The following is a 14,354-nucleotide window of genomic DNA, read 5'->3' as shown; positions in this document are numbered from 1 at the left end:
GGCCGGGGCCGCCGAGCTGGGACTGCCCCGGCGCGGCGTCGTCCTCGGAGCGCTCGCCCTCCTGGTCACCGCCGCCCCCGCCCTGCCCGCCGCAGCCCTCGTCTTCCCCCTGCTCGTCGGCGTCGCGCTGCTCGCCTCGGGCGCGACCGCCCTGCTCCGCGCCGCCGGTCCTCATGGCGTCCGGAGGCGCCTCGAGGAGTCCCGCGCCCTCGCCGCGGCCCTCGGCGGAGGCCCGGGCGCGCGCGGATGCAGCGCTCCCGGTGTCCTCCCGGCCTGCCTGCGGGTCGTCGTCGGCGCCCTCCTCCTCCTGGCCGCCGGCCCGGCCTACACCGCGGCCGCCCTCGTCGCCGCAGCCCTCTGCGCACTCGCCCTCGCGCACGCCGTCCGCCGCTTCGCCCAGGACTCGGAGGGCGACCCGCCCGCCCCGGCCGCGGTCGCCGCCACGGCCGCGATGCTCGCCTTCGCCACCGTCGCCGCGGCCCAGGGGATCCTCGGATTCACGGGCGTCCCGGCGCACCTCCGGGAGTTCGACCAGCAGGACCTGAGCTGGGCGGCCGCCCTCGTCGGAGTGGTCGCCGCGTGCGGCCTCCTGCAGCTGGCGGGACGCGCAGCGGAACCGGTGGCCGCACCGGCGGCGGGCGTCAGGCGGCGCGGCTGATGCTCGGAGCTCCGACGCTCGATGCGCCTCCGCACCTCGTCCTCGACGGCAGCGCGGTGCGGCTCGCGCCCGCGTGCGGCTCCGTCGCCGTGATCACCTTCTGGATGCAGTTCCACAACTCCGGCACCTCCGCCCTGCACGACCTCGCCCTGTTCTGCGGCTCCTTCACCGACGGCTCGGGCGCCGAGCTCGACTACGACGAGGCCCCGGTCACCGTCGTCGGCCGGCCCGAGCGGGTCGCCCCGGGAGCGGGGTTCGTGGCCGTCGCGCACTACACGATCACGCCGCTGCGGGCGCCCCGGACGCTCCGCCACTCCATCGTGCTGCGGGGCCGCACGAGCGACGACCGGCCCTTCACCGACGTCGCCGCGCTCGAGGTCCACGTCGATCCGAGGCGCACTCCCGAGGTCAGGTTCCGTCCCCCGATGGCGGGATCCGACACCTTGCGGTGGAGGTGAGCGACGATGCGATCGCATGAAGACTTCTCACCACCGGGCCGGATCGGCCAGGGTAGAGGGATCGCGTCGTACGGAGGACGCGCCAGAGGAAAGGACTCCGCCGTGAGGGGAATCGCAGAAGGCAGCCGACCGATCGTCGATCGCGGGGTGTCCCGCCGGGACACGGCGGCGGCCGCGTGGCTGGCGCAGAGCGGCGTCGACGTCCGCGCGAACGGCGCGTTCCGCATCGTGGCCGACACCCTCTGCAGCGACGGCGTCGACGTGCTCCGGATCTGGCACTCGCCGGCCCGCCTGCACCGCACCTCCGCCGCCGGCCCGGGCGTCCGCCTGATCATCCCGCTCGAGGGCGCGCTCGTGATCCAGCCGGACGATCCGGCGGCGCTCGAGGTCCGCGTCGCGCCGGGTGACATCGCCTTCCTCCACTGCGACTCCCCGTTCACGATCGTGACCGACACCCCGAGCGCCCGCACCGAGATCGCCCTCGACCGCCCGCTGCTGGGCCTGGTCGACTCGGCCGACCGTGGCGCCGTCGTCACCGAGGCCGACGCGGCCAGCCGCGGAATCCTGCTCTCGACCGTCAACGCGACCTTCGGCTCCACCCTCGACGCCGACTCCCCCGCCTTCCCCCTGGTGCGGGCCGCCGTCGAGCAGCTGGCGGGCGCTGTGCTGGCGACCTCGCTGCCGCGCGAGAGCAGCGAGGACGTCTACACGCGCGCCCTCGCCCTGATCGCCGCGATGTCCACCGACCCCCGCCTCTCGGTCCAGGAGATCTGCGAGCGCCTCGGCGTCCCGAAGCGGACGCTGCAGCGCACCTTCGCGCGGAACGGCACCACCGTGTTCGACGAGATCCGCCGCGCACGCCTCACGACCGCGCGCGCCCTCCTCGGCGGGAGCGACTCCCCGCCCTCGCCCGAGCACGTGCTGAGCAGCTACGTCCGCTCGCAGCGCCTGCGCCGCGACCTGCTCCACCTCGAGACGGTGCCCGCCTCGAAGCTGGGCTGACGCCGGGGCCGCAGCTCTCTCCGCGTCGACAGCCCCGTGGGCGAGGGAGGTCACCGCGCGGGAGCACGCCTCCGGTCCGGACGCTCCAGCTCGGTCGCACCGTCTCCGCAGCCGCCCCGCGCTCAGCCCGGGTACGGCACCGACGCCGCCGGCCACCCCGAGGCCGCGAGCTCCGCGCGCAGACGGTGGTGGTGCTGCACGGCGCCGAGCGAGTCGGTGCGGAAGGCGATCGCGAGGGCCGCGTCGGCCCAGTAGGCGTCCCAGCCGGAGTAGCGCTCGAAGACGCGGTCGCCGACCGCGGCCAGCAGCTCCCAGGCCCGTGCCGTCGGGAGGTAGCCGGCGACGTAGGCGTAGCGGATCGCGCCGATCGTGCGCTCGGCGTCGCCCGCGAGCAGGAGCAGCGGCGGACGCCCGTCGACCGCCTGAGCGAGCTCGAGGAGGTGGAACTCGCTGCCGCCCGTGAGCGCGGCGACCCGGGAGCGCATCCGCTCCGCGTCGCCGGAGGCCGAGACCTCGGCGAAGCGGGTCGAGAGCGGCCCGCGGGTGAGCACGTCGGCGACCAGCAGCTCGACGTCGTCGGCCGAGGCGATGCGGAAGTCGCGGTCGAGCGCGACCCGGTGCTCGACGAGCGGATGCAGCGGCAGCTGCTGCCACGGCGCTCCCTTCGCTCCGTCGGCGTAGCGGCGCCGCAGCTCCTCCGGGAGCTCGGCCCAGGAGGGCTGGAACGCGAGGGAGGAGTTCCAGCCGGCGAACGAGAAGTCGCTGACCGCGTCGAGCGCGAGCAGCTGCTGCTGGCGGAGGGACGGGGTCGGCGAGCCGGCCGCGCCGAGGTAGGCGAGCTGCTCGCGGCGCGGCGCGCGCGCATCCCACTGCTGGAAGCCGACCGTGGCGGCGAGCAGCCCGAAGGCCAGAGCGAACGCGAACGCCGTGAACGCGACGACGCTCTCGCCGCCGCCGAGCGCGAGCCCCCACGCGAAGCCGACCAGGCCCACCGGAGCCGCGAAGGCGGTCACCAGGAGCGCGCGGCGTCCGGCGCCCTGACCGCGCCGGTGCGCATCGGCCGCCCGCGCGTAGCGCAGCCGGGGTCGGACGGGGAACTCGACGTCTCCGGGATGGTTCTGCAGCGGCACGGTCGCAGCCTAGGGGCGCGGGTCGCGTCGATGTGTGCTTGCCTGGTCGCATGACTCTCGCCGAAGCACTCCTCGAGCGGGCCGACCTGCAGAAGCGGATCGAGGCCCTCCAGTCGCGGATCGTCGCGAACGCCTCCTACCAGGAGGGGGAGGAGCCGACCGAGGACCCGGCCGAGCTGCTCGCCGACTGCACGCGCGCACTGGGCGAGCTCGAGCGGCTGGTCACGGCGATCAACCTCACCAACGCGACGGCCACCACTCCCACCGGAGAGGTGCTGACCGCGGCGCTCGCCCGGCGCGAGGCCCTGCGCGCCCGGCACAGCCTCCTGACCCGCGCGGCCGACGCGGCCGCCGGCGAGCGCGGCTACCGCCAGCTCCGGAGCGAGCTGCGCCGCCTGCCCGCGCTGCCGGTGCGGGAGCTGCGCGAGCAGGCCGACGCCGTGGCGCGCGAGCTGCGCGGGCTCGACGCCGACGTCCAGAGGACGAACTGGGGGGTCGAGCTGCAGAGCTGACACGAGACGCGGTGAGTCGGTAGGCGCACCGGAGCGAGCACGCACCGTCGGGCCGGCGGTTCATCCGGCCCTCTGTCACGCGGTGGGCAGCGTCCCGGCTCCGGCCGTCACTCACAGCCCAGCACCGAGGACCGGTGACCGCGCAGACAGGACACCTCATCACCATGTGCTGGCCGGTGCGCCGAGGGCGGGTTCGGGGACCTCACCGCGTCTCGGGCGTGCGCGGACGCACGTAGGGTCGGGCCGGGATCTTCTCGAACGGGCACGTGGACGCACGCCGCGCTCGGGGCAGCGGCTCCTCGAACGGGCACGTGGACGCCTGCCGGGTCCGGGCCGGTGTCCGGCCGGTCGCGCCCGCCCTCCCCGCCGCTCAGTACTCGATGCGCCCGCGCCGGTCGTGGAACTCGCCCGTCGGCCCGTCGGAGCCGAGCAGGGCGAGCGCGACGGTCGCGTCCGTGCCCTCGGTGACGGTCTGGTGCCCGCCGTGTCCGTTGAAGTCGGTCGCGGTGTATCCGGGGTCGCTCGCGTTGATCCGCATCGCCGGCAGGTTCTTCGCGTACTGCACGGTGAGCGCGACGACCGCCGCCTTCGACGCCGCGTAGGGGATCGCGGTGACGGGGAACTCGTCGTGGCCCTCGGTGCTCAGCCAGCGCGGCCAGCCGACTCCGGACGCCACGTTCACGACGACCGGGGCCGCGGAGGCCCGCAGCAGCGGGAGCGCGGCCTGTGTGACGAGGACGATGCCGACGACGTTCGTCTCGAGGACGCCCGCCATCGCCTCCGGGGTGAGGTCGTCGACGCCGAACGAGGTGCCGAGCACGCCGGCGTTGTTGACGAGCACGTCGAGCCCGGGCAGGGAGGCGATCGCGGAGTGGACGCTCGCCTGATCGGTGACGTCGAGGCGGACGGGGTGAGCGCCGAGCGCGCGGGCGGCGTCGCCGTCGGCGGTGTCGCGCATGCCGGCGTAGACGGTGTGGCCCGCCTCGAGGAGTCGGCGGGCGGTCTCGAGGCCGAGGGAGCGGTTCGCTCCGGTGATGAGTGTCGTGGTCATGGGCCCATCCTGCGCGGGTGGTCGGGCCTCGACCAGGCCGCGCTCGACGGGGGGACCGGCAGTACCTGGCTCGGCGACGGCGGGCGGAGGAGGATGGGCGGCATGGAGGAGTTCGCCACGGTGCTGCGCTCGTGGCGCGACCGCATCCGTCCCGCCGACGTCGGCCTGCCCGCGGGCTCGGGCCGCCGCGCCACGGGCCTGCGCCGCGAGGAGCTGGCGGCGCTCTCGGGCGTGAGCGTCGACTACCTCGTGCGGCTCGAGCAGGGACGCGCACGGAACCCGTCGCCGTCGATGCTCCGCTCTCTCGCGGTGGCGCTCCGGCTCACGGACAGCGAGCGCGACCACCTCTACCGGGTCGCTGGCGCCGCCGTCCCCTCGCCGGGCGTCGTGCCGCAGCACGTGAGCCCGGGCGTGCAGCGGATCGTCGACCGCCTGGGCGACGTGCCGCTCGCGGTGTTCACGGCGGCCCACGACATCCTGCTGTGGAACCCGCTCTGGGCCGCCCTCAACGGCGACCCCTCGGTGTTCACCGGGCTGGAGCGGAACCTCGTCTGGCGGCACTTCACCTCGGGCCACGCGGGCACCGAGTTCGACGCGCAGCACGAGGAGGACTTCGCGAGCGACCTCGCGGCCGACCTGCGCGCGGCGACCGGGCGCTACCCGCGCGATCCGGCGCTCGCCGCCCTCGTCGCCCGGCTGCGCGAGGAGTCGCCCGAGTTCGAGCGGCGCTGGGCGGAGGCGCGCATCGCCGAGCACCGCGCGAGCCGGAAGACGGTGACGCGGACGCCCGTCGGACCGATCACGATCGACTGCGACGTGCTCACGGCTCCGGGCACCGACCTGCGGATCGTCGTCTACACGGTGGCGCCGGGCAGCGAGGACGAGGCGCGGCTCGACCTGCTGCGGGTGACGGGGCTGCAGGCGCTGAGCACGGCGCCGGCGTGAAACGGACGGGCGCGGCTGGGGCGCGCACAGCGGAGCGGGGCGCTGAACCGGGCTGAGCTGAGTCGAGCGGGCTGAGCCGAGCCGAGCCGGGCGGGGCAGGCCGGGCTCGTCCCACGGCGGGCGGGACCGGCTCGGCGCGGCCGACGGCGCAACCTGCCGATGCGGGCGAGCGGCGGCGAGTGACGGCCGAGGTGGACGGCGAGACGCGTCCGCGGCGCCGACGTCCGCGTCCCCGGACCGCCCGCCACCCCTGCTCAGGACGAGCAGTACGCGGTGATGAACGCGTAGAGCTCGCCCTTCTGCTCGGGGGTCGCGGCGACGACGACGGTGCCCTGCCGGCCCGCGGTCTCGACGGTCATCGGCAGGCGGGTGCCGACCTTGTCCTCGGCGAGCGCGTGGGTGTCGCAGCGGGTGGGGACGGCGTCCAGGACCACGGAGTCGAGGGTCCCGGCGGGCACGGAGCGGTCGAGGGTCCAGGCGTCGGCGGCGTCGGGCGGCTGCAGCAGGATCGTGGCGTCGACGCTGCGGAGCACGAGGGGGGTGCCCCGGACGTCGGCGGTGATGGTGAGGCGCGCCGGCTCGTGCGCGGCGCCTCCGGACGTGTCGATCCGCAGGGCGAGGTCGGCGTCGACGGTGCGGGCGAAGCATCCGGACCGGGCGAGAGCGTCGACGAACGAGAACGGGTCGTCGGCGGGGTACGCGCGCTCGCCGTGGCCGTCGATGGCGAGGACGACCTCGAGCGCAGCGGGCGCCTCCGCGGCAGGGCAGGCGGGCTCGGGCAGGTCGACGCGGAGGTCTCGCGAGGTCCCGTCGGGGACGCCCGTGCCGCCGGTCCAGGTGAGCGGGGCGGCGAGGCGCGGGTCCGTGAGGCGGGCCGCGGTGACCTCGATCGGGACGCCGCTGCCGTTGTGGACCTCGAAGGCCATGGTGCCGCCGGCGATGTCGGAGCGGTTCTGCTGGACGGAGACGGTGACCCCGGGAGCCGGGGCGGAGGAGCGGGCCGGATCGGGGGTGGCCTGAGCCGGGGTGGCGGTGATCGCAGCCGCGGTGGCCGCCGCGGTGCCGCTCGGGGCGCCTGTCGCGCCTGCCGGCGCGCAGGCCGCGAGGGCGGGCAGGAGGAGCAGCGCGGCGGCGAGGGCGCGGAGGCGTCGCATCGTGCCTCCCTCCGCTCGCCGTCAGTCTGGCGCCCCGGCCCCCTCTCCGCGAGCGGGCGCTCCGGCACCCCCGGCTCGATCGATGCGTCACGAACGGTCGCCACGGCGGCCGGATGACAACCGTTCGTGACGCATCGCCGGAGCGACAGGGGGTGAGGACCCGGGGACGCGCACCCATCCGGGTGTGCGTCCGCTCCGAAGAGAGGCGGGGATTTCAGGAGGAGACAGATGGCACGCGGCAGATGGCACGTCGGCACGATCGTCGCGCGAGTGCGCGCATCCGCAGCGATCGGGGCCTCCGGGCTCGACGCGGTGGAGCGGGCGGAGCGCCGGACCGAGGTCCTGCGCATCGCCGGAGGAGTCGACTCCGGCCGTCTCGGCGACGACCAGGCGATCGCGGCGTTCGGCCGGATCGTCGACGGCCTGCAGAGCGACCTGCCCGGCTCGGCGCTCGGCGTCTAGCCCGCGAGGCCGGCGTCCCGGTACCCGCCCGGAGCGGACACCCGCCGGGCCGACATCCCGAGCCTCCGCGGCGCTGAGACCCGCCGGGCGAGCGTGCCGACGGCCCACTGGGCGCGGAGACCCGGCACCCCGAGCACCCGCGCGCCGCGGAGCCCCGCTACCCCAGCGTCCCGAGCGCGATCCGCGGCAGCAGCCGCTGGATCGCGACGGCCGCCGCGCCGCGCGCCCACTCCACGAGCCCGCCGTCGTCGACGAGCAGCGCCAGGGGCGGAGCGTCCGGGTCGCGCGTGGCCGCGATCGCGGCGTCCACCACCGCGGCCTGCTCCGAGTAGAGGGCGACACCCTCCCCGGCCAGGATCACCGTGCCGGACATCGAGAGGTTGCCGATCGCGGCGATCATCGTCCCGAGCGCGTTGCCGGAGTCGGCGAGGATGCGCTCGGCACCGGGGTCGCCCGCGCGAGCGGCGGCGAAGCCCTCGGCCAGGGTCAGCTCGCGGCCGGTGGCGACGAAGAGCTGGCGGAGGAGCGAGGGCAGGCTGAGCATCGCGGTCGAGCAGCCGCGGTGGCCGGCCTCGCAGACGGGCCCGGTGGGATCCAGCGGGTAGTGGCCGCCCAGGCCGAGCCCCGCCTCCGGGGGCGCGACCACCCGGTCGTGCACCACCAGTCCGTAGCCCACGCCCGCGCCGACGGTGAGCACCGCGAAGTGCGGGATGCCGCGGCCTCGCCCGAACCAGTGCTCGGCTCCCGTGAGCGCGACCACGTCGTTCTCGAGGGCGACCGGCAGCCCGAGGGCAGCGGAGAGCGGAGCGGCGAGGTCGACGTCGCGCCAGCCGAGGAACGGCGCGCGGCTCACCCGGCCGTCGGCGGCGATGCTCCCGCCGAGCGTCACGCCCAGGCCGGCGAAGGCGGAGGGGCCGCCGAGCTCGTCGACGACCGAGACGATCGCGGCGATCACGTCGGCGGGCTCCGTGCCCGGCAGCGGGCGGACCAGCTCCCGCTCGGTGCGCGCGCGCAGGTCGGTGCGGACGGCGAGGACCTCGGTGCCGGTGATCTTCACGCCCGCGAAGCTCAGCGCGTCGGCGCGGATGTCGAGCGGGCGGGCGGGGCGGCCGACTCCGGTGCTCTGCTCGGGGCCCTCGACGACCAGGCCGCCGTCGAGGAACGGGCGCGCGAGCCGGGTCAGGCTGGCGGGCGAGAGGCCGAGGCGGCGGCCGAGCTCGGCCCGCGAGACGGGACCGTGGATCAGGACCTCGCGCGCCAGGAGCTCGGAGGAGCTCCCGGAGGCGTCCTCGGCGACGATGGTGTCGGTCACGGGGCTCCTTCTTTCCGGCCTGGTAGAAAGCTACCGGTAGCGCGCCGCCCCAGGAACAGATCCGGCCACTCGCGCCGCTCTTGACACCCCTATTACTTCTGCTCTAGAAATAAGCCATGCACCGCAGCATCGCCCCCACGAACGACTCCGTGACCCTCTCCGGCCGGGAATCGCGCCTCTTCCACTTGCAGGACGGGGGCACCAGCGTCGTCGTCGACGCCCGCCTCGTCACCTTCCCCACTATCGTGCACTGGGGCGCCGCGCTCGGAGATCTTTCCGCCGCCGAACTATCCGCCCTGGCAGACGCCGCCCTCCCCCAGCGCGTCTCGGGCGGGCTCGACGCCTTCGCGCCGTTCGGCCTCGTCGCCGTCGAGGCCGACGGCTGGCAGCACGCCCCCACCTTCGAGGGCACCCACGAGCGCGCGGCCGCGTCGGAGCGCTTCGAGGTCGAGAGCATCGAGGCGCTCGGCTCCGCCCTCCGGACCGTCGCCACTGGCGCGGGCGTCCGGCTGACCGTGGACCTCGAGGTCGACGCGGCCGGCCTGCTCACCCAGCGCGCCCGGGTCGAGAACCTCGACGCCCGCCCGTTCCGCCTCGAGCGCTTCGAGCTCGGCTTCCCGCTCCCCGCGACCGCGCGCGAGATCCTCGACACCACCGGGCACCACCTCCGCGAGCGCCACCCGCAGCGCCGCCCGCTGACCATCGGCGAGCACACACGCCGCACCCGCCGCGGCCGCCCCGGCGCCGACGCGACCCTCCTCCTCGCCGCGGGCACGCCCGGCTTCGGCTGGGAGCGCGGGCTCGTGCACGGCGTCCACCTGGGCTGGAGCGGCGACACCTCGCTCCGCGCCGAGCGCACCGTCGAGGGCGTCTCGCTCCTCGCGGCCGGCGAGCTGCTGCGGCCCGCCGAGATCGAGCTCGCGCAGGGCGAGAGCTACGAGACCCCGGTCGCCTACGGCTCCTGGGGCGACGGGCTCAGCGCTCTGCAGGCCCGGTTCCACGCGTCGCTCCGCGCCCGCCCGCAGCACCCCGTCGCTCCGCGGCCCGTCACCCTCAACACCTGGGAGGCCGTCTACTTCGACCACGACCTCGCTCGCCTCACCGCCCTCGCCGAGCGGGCCGCGCGGATCGGGGTCGAGCGCTTCGTGCTCGACGACGGCTGGTTCCTCGGCCGCCGCGACGACACCGCCGCGCTCGGCGACTGGACCGTCGATCCCGCGGTCTGGCCGGAGGGCCTCACCCCGCTGACGGACGTCGTCACCGGCCTGGGCATGCAGTTCGGCCTCTGGGTGGAGCCCGAGATGATCAGCCCCGACTCCGACCTGGCCCGCGCGCACCCGGAGTGGATCCTCGGCCCGGCCGGCCATCTCCCGGCCTCGGGGCGGCAGCAGCAGGTGCTCGATCTCTCGCAGCGCGGCGCGTTCGAGCACGTGCTCGACGCCCTCGACGCGCTGCTGATCGAGTACCCGATCGCGTACCTCAAGTGGGACCACAACCGCGACGTGATCGAGGCGGTCTCGCCCGCCACCGGTCGCTCCGCCGTCCACGAGAACGTGCTCGCGCTCTACCGCCTGCTCGACGAGCTGCGGTCCCGGCATCCCGGCGTCGAGATCGAGTCGTGCGCCTCCGGGGGCGCCCGCGTCGACCTCGGGATCCTCGCCCGCACCGACCGCATCTGGACGAGCGACTGCATCGACCCGCTCGAGCGGCAGACCATCCAGCCCTTCACCCAACTGGTGGTGCCGCCCGAGCTGATGGGGCAGCACATCGGAGGGCCGCGGTCGCACTCGACGCAGCGCACCCACTCGCTCGCCTTCCGCGCCGGCACCGCGCTGCCCGGCCACCTCGGCATCGAGTGGGACGTCTCGGATCTCGCCCCCGCCGTCGAGGAGGAGCTGACCGCCTGGGTCGCCTTCCACCGCGAGCACCGGGCGCTGCTGCACACCGGGACGGTCGTGCGCGCCGACCTCGCCGACGACGCCGCCTCGCTCTCCGGAGTCGTCGCCGCCGACCGCTCCGCCGCCCTCTTCACCTTCACCCAGCTGCGCACCGGCGAGACCTACCCGCCCGGACGGATCACGCTCCCGGGCCTGGACCCGGAGCGCACCTACTCCGTAGCGCTCGCCCCAGTCACGTCGCCGCTCGGCGGCCCCGGGCAGTCGCCGCTCGGCTGGGCCGAGCACGGGACCGCGCTCCGCGGCCGCGTACTGGGCACTGTCGGGCTCCAGGCCCCCGTCCTCGATCCGGAGCAGCTCGTCGTGCTCGTGCTCACCGCCCTCTGACCCGCCCTCCCGGCTCCGGAGCCGACCCGCTCCACGGCCGCCGCACCTGCTCTCGCACCGCCCTCCGCGGTCGAGCGCGCCCTGAGACCTGTCCCCACGCGCAAGGAGGCGCCGCATGTCCGCTCATCCGCATCCCCCCGGGTTCTCCCGGCGGCTGTTCCTCTCGGTGCCGCTCGCCGCGGCGTCCGCCGCCGCCCTCGCCTCCTGCGCCTCCCCCGGCGCCGGCGACGGAGTGACCACGCTCGACTTCTTCCAGTTCAAGGCGGAGGCGGTGGAGGACTTCGCGCGGATCATCCGCGAGTTCGAGGCGGCCAACCCGGACATCCGGGTCATCGCCAACAACGTGCCCGACCCCGACACGGCCATCCGCACCCTGCTCGTCAAGGACAAGGTGCCGGACGTGCTGACCCTGAACGGCAGCGGCTACTACGCCGACCTCGCGAAGGCCGGCGTGTTCCACGACTTCACCGGCGACGAGCTGGTCGAGCGGGTGAACCCGGCGGCCCTCGACATCCTCGCCGCCCTCGGCAGCTTCGAGGGGAAGGAGGTGAACGCGCTCGCCTTCGCGAACAACGCGGACGGGATCCTCTACAACCGCACGATCTTCGCCGAGAACGGGATCGAGGTGCCGACCACCTGGGACGAGCTGATCGCCGTCTGCGAGACGCTCACCGCCGCCGGGATCACTCCCTTCTACGGCGCCCTGCTCGACAACTGGACCGGCGCCCCCGCCTTCAACGCGCTCGGCGGGCAGCTGCAGCCGGACGGCTTCTTCGACGCGATGCGCGAGGAGGGAGCGGCGCTCGGCCCCGACTCCCCCGTCTCGTTCTCGAAGGACTACGCGACGACGATGGAGCGGCTCGGGCAGCTCTTCTCGTACACGCAGGAGGGCTCGTTCGGCCGCGGCTACGACGACGGCAACCAGGCCTTCGCCGCGGGCGAGGCGGCCATGTACCCGCAGGGCATCTGGGCGATCAACCCGGTGCGCACGAACAACCCGGACATCGACCTCGGCGTCTTCCCCTACCCGGTGCTCGACGACCCGGCGGACACGCGGGTCACCTCGGGCGTCGACGTGGCCGTCGCCATCGGCCGCGGCACTCCGAAGCTCGACGCGGCCCGCCGCTTCGTCGACTTCCTGCTGACCCCCGGAGTCGTCGAGCCGTACGTCGCGAGCCAGGCCGCCTTCTCGCCGCTGGTCGGCGCCGCACCCAACTCGGACCCCACGCTGGCCGAGCTGCAGCCCTACTTCGAGCAGGGACGGCTGATCGGCTTCGTCGACCACCAGATCCCCGCGAGCATCCCGCTCAACCCCACGCTCCAGGCGTTCCTCGCCAGCGGGGACGCCGACGCGGCGCTCCGGACCCTCGACAGTGAGTGGCGCAAAGTCGCGGCACGCACGACCAGGAAGTGACCCCATGACCACGACCACGACGGCCGCCGCGCAGGCGGTGGCGACCACTCCTCCGCCGCCCGCGCGCCGCAAGCGCACCATCGGCCGCACCTCGAAGACCTTCTACTGGATGACGGTCCCCGCCGTCCTGCTCTTCTTCGTGCTCCACACGGTCCCGGTCCTCACCGGAATCTTCTTCAGCTTCACGGACTACGCGGGCTACGGCTCGTGGGATCTGATCGGCGCCTCGAACTACCTCGCGCTCCTCCAGGACGACCGCGTCTGGAAGGCCTACGGGTTCACCTTCGGCTTCGCGATCGTGGCGACCGTGCTGGTGAACGTGATCTCGCTCGCCATCGCCGTCGCCCTCAACGCGCGGATCAGGTTCCAGACGGCGTTCCGCGGGATCTACTTCATCCCCTACGTGCTCTCGACCCTGGTCATCGGCTACGTGTTCCAGTACCTCTTCGCGAACTCGCTGCCGCAGATCCTCGGCGCGATCCCGGTGATCGGCGAGAACATCCTCGCGAACGCCGACTGGGCGTGGGTGGCGATCGTGGTGCTGGCGGTCTGGCAGGCCTCGGCCTTCTCGATCATCATCTACCTCGCCGGACTCCAGACGATCCCGGGCGAGCTCTACGAGGCGACCTCGCTCGACGGAGCGGGGAGGTGGCGGCAGTTCACCTCGATCACGTTCCCGCTGATCGCCTCCTTCTTCACGATCAACATGGTCATCTCGATGAAGAACTTCCTCCAGGTGTTCGACCACATCATCGCCCTCACCAACGGCGGTCCCGGCACCTCGACGGAGTCGATCACGCTGCTGATCTACCGCGGCGGCTTCCAGGGCGGCGAGTACGCCTATCAGACGGCCAACGCCGTCCTCTACTTCCTCATCATCATCGTGGTCTCGCTGATCCAGTTCCGAGTCCTCAGCCGCAGAGAGGCGTCGTTCTGATGACATCGACCATCACCCCCACGACCGCGATCGCCCTCGGCGAGCCCGAGGGGCGGCGCCGGCCCTCCCGCGACACCTACCGGATCAACTGGTGGGCGACCGCGCTCATCGCGGTCTGCTCGCTGACGATCCTCCTGCCGCTCTACTTCGCCGTCGTGACCGCGCTGAAGACGCCCGACCAGCTCGGCGGCACCGGGTTCGAGCTGCCGACCTCGATCTCGTGGGGCAACTTCGCCGAGGCGTGGACGGCGACCCGCTTCCCGCAGGCCTTCGTGAACACCGCGCTGATCACGGTCGGAGCCGTCGTGCTGACGCTGTTCTCGAACTCGATGGTCGCCTACGCGGTCGCCCGGAACATGCACAGGCCGTTCTTCAAGGGCGTCTACTTCTACCTGCTCGCCGCGGTCTTCGTGCCGTTCCCGATCATCATGCTGCCGGTGGTGAAGGAGACGGCCCTGCTGGGCCTGGACAACCAGGCCGGGCTGATCCTGCTCTACGCCGTGTTCGGGCTCTCGATCAACACGTTCATCTACACCGCCTTCATCCGCTCGATCCCGATCGAGCTCGAGGAGGCGGCGCGCACCGACGGCGCCTCGACCTGGCGGACCTACTGGCAGGTGATCTTCCCGCTGCTCGGCCCGATGAACGCGACCGTCGGGATCCTGACCTGCGTGTGGGCGTGGAACGACTTCATCCTGCCGCTCGTGGTGCTCTCGGACCCGTCCGCCCGCACCCTGCCGCTGGCCGAGTACGTCTTCCAGGGGCAGTTCAACACGAACTACACCGTCGCCTTCGCGTCCTACCTGATGGCGATGGCGCCGCTGCTGATCGTGTACCTCTTCGCGCAGCGCTGGGTGGTCAGCGGAGTGATGCGCGGGTCGATCAAGTAGCGGTCGCGGCGAGCGCCGCCTCGAGCAGGTCCGTGAGCACGGTGCCTCGCGAGCCCGCGTCCTCCGGGTGCCACTGCACGCACCAGAGCGGCGCGGACTCGTGCTCAAGGGCCTCGACGGTGCCGTCGTCGGCGCGGCCGACCACGA

At 74.0% G+C, this 14,354-nt stretch carries 14 protein-coding genes and 1 pseudogene; 10 read left to right on the top strand and 5 right to left on the bottom strand.

Features of this window, described 5'->3' with window-relative positions:
- The 3 genes and pseudogenes from C5D09_RS17630 to C5D09_RS16325 all read left to right on the top strand — a co-directional run.
- Window positions 1–658, top strand: a pseudogene (locus tag C5D09_RS17630) (hypothetical protein); the annotation flags it as partial.
- Window positions 658–1,116, top strand: coding sequence for a hypothetical protein (locus C5D09_RS16330; protein ID WP_104269776.1), 459 nt, complete (start codon window positions 658–660; stop codon window positions 1,114–1,116). The pseudogene C5D09_RS17630 and the gene C5D09_RS16330, both read left to right, overlap by 1 nt.
- Before the next feature lie 147 nt (window positions 1,117–1,263).
- A complete protein-coding gene (locus C5D09_RS16325; RefSeq protein WP_181027279.1) occupies window positions 1,264–2,118 on the top strand; it encodes a helix-turn-helix domain-containing protein in 855 nt (284 codons plus the stop codon).
- 122 nt (window positions 2,119–2,240) lie between these two features.
- Here the strand turns inward: C5D09_RS16325 and C5D09_RS16320 are convergent, their stop codons facing one another.
- Window positions 2,241–3,248, bottom strand: a complete 1,008-nt coding sequence (locus C5D09_RS16320; protein WP_104269775.1) for a DUF1266 domain-containing protein — start codon at window positions 3,246–3,248, stop codon at window positions 2,241–2,243.
- 50 nt (window positions 3,249–3,298) lie between these two features.
- Between C5D09_RS16320 and C5D09_RS16315 the strand changes: the two genes are divergently transcribed.
- A complete protein-coding gene (locus C5D09_RS16315; RefSeq protein WP_104224023.1) occupies window positions 3,299–3,760 on the top strand; it encodes a DIP1984 family protein in 462 nt (153 codons plus the stop codon).
- Window positions 3,761–4,130: 370 nt separating this feature from the next.
- Here C5D09_RS16315 and C5D09_RS16310 read toward each other — a convergent pair whose 3' ends face one another.
- Complete coding sequence (locus tag C5D09_RS16310; RefSeq protein WP_104269774.1) at window positions 4,131–4,811, bottom strand: SDR family NAD(P)-dependent oxidoreductase; 681 nt, start codon at window positions 4,809–4,811, stop codon at window positions 4,131–4,133.
- 102 nt (window positions 4,812–4,913) lie between these two features.
- On the opposite strand from C5D09_RS16310, the gene C5D09_RS16305 reads away from it, so the two are divergent.
- Complete coding sequence (locus C5D09_RS16305; RefSeq protein ID WP_104269773.1) at window positions 4,914–5,756, top strand: helix-turn-helix transcriptional regulator; 843 nt, start codon at window positions 4,914–4,916, stop codon at window positions 5,754–5,756.
- Between the two features lie 254 nt (window positions 5,757–6,010).
- Here the strand turns inward: C5D09_RS16305 and C5D09_RS16300 are convergent, their stop codons facing one another.
- Complete coding sequence (locus C5D09_RS16300) at window positions 6,011–6,910, bottom strand: hypothetical protein (RefSeq protein WP_104269772.1); 900 nt, start codon at window positions 6,908–6,910, stop codon at window positions 6,011–6,013.
- A gap of 228 nt (window positions 6,911–7,138) precedes the next feature.
- Here C5D09_RS16300 and C5D09_RS16295 point away from each other — a divergent pair, with 228 nt between their 5' ends.
- Window positions 7,139–7,372 carry a hypothetical protein gene (locus tag C5D09_RS16295; RefSeq protein WP_104269771.1) on the top strand — a complete coding sequence of 78 codons (234 nt, stop codon included), beginning with the start codon at window positions 7,139–7,141 and terminating at the stop codon, window positions 7,370–7,372.
- A gap of 157 nt (window positions 7,373–7,529) precedes the next feature.
- Here C5D09_RS16295 and C5D09_RS16290 read toward each other — a convergent pair whose 3' ends face one another.
- Window positions 7,530–8,684 carry an ROK family transcriptional regulator gene (locus C5D09_RS16290; RefSeq protein WP_104260513.1) on the bottom strand — a complete coding sequence of 385 codons (1,155 nt, stop codon included), beginning with the start codon at window positions 8,682–8,684 and terminating at the stop codon, window positions 7,530–7,532.
- Between the two features lie 116 nt (window positions 8,685–8,800).
- Between C5D09_RS16290 and C5D09_RS16285 the strand changes: the two genes are divergently transcribed.
- From C5D09_RS16285 to C5D09_RS16270, 4 genes are all read left to right on the top strand, one after another.
- Entirely contained in the window at window positions 8,801–10,966 is a 2,166-nt protein-coding gene (locus C5D09_RS16285; protein ID WP_104269770.1) for an alpha-galactosidase, read from the top strand.
- Between the two features lie 115 nt (window positions 10,967–11,081).
- Window positions 11,082–12,380 (top strand): ABC transporter substrate-binding protein, encoded by a 1,299-nt coding sequence (locus tag C5D09_RS16280; protein ID WP_104224030.1) that lies wholly within the window; start codon window positions 11,082–11,084, stop codon window positions 12,378–12,380.
- 4 nt (window positions 12,381–12,384) lie between these two features.
- Window positions 12,385–13,317: a carbohydrate ABC transporter permease gene (locus C5D09_RS16275; protein ID WP_104269769.1), complete on the top strand. Its 933-nt coding sequence runs from the start codon at window positions 12,385–12,387 to the stop codon at window positions 13,315–13,317.
- Window positions 13,317–14,207 carry a carbohydrate ABC transporter permease gene (locus tag C5D09_RS16270; protein WP_347877594.1) on the top strand — a complete coding sequence of 297 codons (891 nt, stop codon included), beginning with the start codon at window positions 13,317–13,319 and terminating at the stop codon, window positions 14,205–14,207. Before C5D09_RS16275 ends, C5D09_RS16270 begins: the two co-directional genes overlap by 1 nt.
- Here C5D09_RS16270 and C5D09_RS17285 read toward each other — a convergent pair.
- Window positions 14,200–14,352: a gamma-glutamyl-gamma-aminobutyrate hydrolase family protein gene (locus tag C5D09_RS17285; RefSeq protein WP_258067036.1), complete on the bottom strand. Its 153-nt coding sequence runs from the start codon at window positions 14,350–14,352 to the stop codon at window positions 14,200–14,202. The genes C5D09_RS16270 and C5D09_RS17285 overlap by 8 nt on opposite strands.
- Window positions 14,353–14,354 lie beyond the last annotated feature (2 nt).

This window comes from Rathayibacter sp. AY1C9 (genome assembly GCF_002932315.1).
Classification (GTDB): Bacteria; Actinomycetota; Actinomycetes; order Actinomycetales; family Microbacteriaceae; genus Rathayibacter.
This window is presented reverse-complemented; position numbering and strand designations above follow the sequence as displayed.